Genomic DNA, 2,258 nt, shown 5'->3' on the forward strand with positions numbered 1-2,258 from the left:
AGCCAATCCTCGATCGGCTTCCGGTCACGATCGAACATCCAGAGCGCCAGCCCCAGCGTCCACATGTTCTTGGAGCGGAGCGCTTCCTTGTTGCCGAGCCCGAACGGCTTCACCGAATCCATCGTCAACTGGCTGATGTTGAACGAGATCACCTGCCACTTGGCGAGTGATCCATCCTCGAGCGGATTGCTCTCATAGCCTGCCTTGGCGAGGTTGCGGGCGCCGAATTCGCCGGTGTCCGCGATGATGAGCCCCCCCGGCTTCAGCGCATCGACGTTCACCTTCAAGGCGGCGGGGTTCATTGCCACCAGCACGTCAGGGGCGTCGCCAGCGGTTTCGATAGCGGCCGAGCCGAAATTGATCTGGAAGGCGGAGACGCCGAACGTGGTCCCTTGGGGCGCGCGGATCTCGGCCGGAAAGTCCGGGAAGGTGGCAAGATCGTTTCCGGCGAGCGCGGTCGAGAGCGTGAATTGCCCGCCCGTCAGCTGCATGCCGTCGCCGCTGTCGCCCGCGAACCGGACGACGACCGCTTCCAGCGGACCGTCGGCTTTGCTTTCTTCCTCCGTGACGAGATGGGTGGCGGTCGCCATCAATGATCCTTCGAATGCTTGTTCGTGAGCCTACGCCGGGTGGAGCGGCGCTTCAACGAGAAGAACGCCGCCACCGATAGGGGCGCGCGCGCCGCTTAGATAGGGGCGGCGGGCCGCATCTCAATCGCCGCGGGCGCAAGCGCGTGCCCGAGCGTGAGGATCGTCCGCACATGCCGGCGCGCGATGTCGGCCACGTCGGCGCCGTAACCGCCGCCGGGCGTGCTCGCGAGCGGGATTGAGCGGCGGCGGGCGAGGCCGGCGACGAACAGGTCGCGCGCGTCCAGCCCCTCCTGAGTGAGCGCCAGCCGCCCGAGGCGGTCGCCTGCGAACGGATCGACGCCTGCCTGGTAAAGGATCAGACCGGGCCGGAACCGGTCCACCAGCGGCGTCAGCGTCGCCTCCAGCCGCTCCAGATATTCCCCGTCGCCCGTCCCGTCCGGCAGCGCCACGTCCACCGTCGAGCGCGCCTTGCGGACGGGGAAGTTCTTCTCGGCGTGGATCGAATAAGTCGCGATCCCGGGCCGCCCGGCGGTGAGCGCCGCGGTGCCGTCGCCCTGGTGGACGTCGCAATCCACCACCAGCACGCGATCCGCCCTGCCCTCGCCGACGCAGCGCACTGCAGCGAGTGCGAGATCGTTGAACACGCAATAGCCTGCGCCAGTATCGCTGAGGGCATGGTGGCTCCCTCCGGCCGTGTTCGCCGCGAACCCGCGCTCCAGGGCGAGCAAGGCCGCCGTGTAGGTGCCTCCGGGCACCCGCGCCGCCCGCCGCGCGACCGCCTCCGTCACTGGAAAGCCGATCCGACGCTCCTTCTCCGGCGGCACCCGCGCCTCGGCGACCTCGGCGACATAGGCGGCATCATGAACCGCCTCCAGCCACTGGCGGGGCATCGGCTCTGGCTCCACCCATTCCACTTCGTCGCCAAGCTCCAGAAGGAGATCGCGGATGAACGCGTTCTTGGTGGGCCGGTAGGCGCCGCTCGCCCGCACCTGGGCGACATATTCCGGATGATGGACGATCGTGATCACCGCCCCTAGGTAAGGCGCCCGTCCAGCCTATGCCACGCCCGAGGTGCTCAGCCGATGACCGACAAGGAGTCCCTCCCCTACCGCCCGGCCGCGGGCGTGATGCTGCTCAACCGCGAGGGGAAGGTCTTCGTCGCGCAGCGGCTCGATAGTACCCTGGAGGCCTGGCAGATGCCGCAGGGCGGCCTCGACGAGGGTGAGGACGCCGAGGCGGGCGCGCTGAGGGAGCTGGAGGAGGAGACGGGGATCCGCCCTGAGCATGTCGAGATCATCGCCCGTACGCCCGGCGAACTCACCTACGATCTTCCGGACGACCTCGTCGGCAAGCTCTGGAAAGGAAAGTGGCGCGGGCAGCGGCAGAGCTGGTTCCTCTGCCGCTTCACCGGCACCGACGAGGACGTGAACATCGCGACCGCCCACCCTGAATTCCGCGCCTGGAAATGGGCCGAGCCGGCCGAACTCCCTGCTATGATCGTGCCGTTCAAGCGCAGGCTCTACGAGCAGCTGCTGGACGCCTTCTCGGAGTGGCTTTGACGCTGAACCCGCGTTAGAGACGGGCCATGCGGGGCCTTTCCAGGGATGAAGCCGCGGCGGTCGAGCGCTGCGCGGCGGAGCCGATGCTCGATCAGGTGCAGGCCTGGGC

The 2,258-nt window shown here is 68.2% G+C and carries 3 protein-coding genes; 1 reads left to right on the forward strand and 2 read right to left on the reverse strand.

Features of this window, described 5'->3' with window-relative positions:
* Positions 1–590 (reverse strand): 2-oxoacid:acceptor oxidoreductase family protein (locus VF662_RS01655; RefSeq protein WP_464136943.1); only part of this gene is annotated, 590 nt, incomplete at its 3' end.
* Between the two features lie 95 nt (positions 591–685).
* A complete protein-coding gene (locus VF662_RS01660; RefSeq protein ID WP_464136945.1) occupies positions 686–1,618 on the reverse strand; it encodes a histone deacetylase family protein in 933 nt (310 codons plus the stop codon).
* A 54-nt stretch (positions 1,619–1,672) separates the two neighbouring features.
* On the opposite strand from VF662_RS01660, the gene VF662_RS01665 reads away from it, so the two are divergent.
* Positions 1,673–2,149, forward strand: a complete 477-nt coding sequence (locus VF662_RS01665) for an RNA pyrophosphohydrolase (protein ID WP_464136947.1) — start codon at positions 1,673–1,675, stop codon at positions 2,147–2,149.
* The last annotated feature ends 109 nt before the right edge of the window (positions 2,150–2,258 follow it).

Origin of the sequence: Allosphingosinicella sp., from assembly GCF_036387215.1 — a bacterium.
Taxonomy (GTDB): Bacteria; Pseudomonadota; Alphaproteobacteria; order Sphingomonadales; family Sphingomonadaceae; genus Allosphingosinicella.

Excerpts from the sequence above, each read along its gene's own strand:
- VF662_RS01665 (WP_464136947.1), top strand. The coding sequence starts at position 1,673 with ATGACCGACAAGGAGTCCCTCCCCTACCGCCCGGCCGCGGGCGTGATG.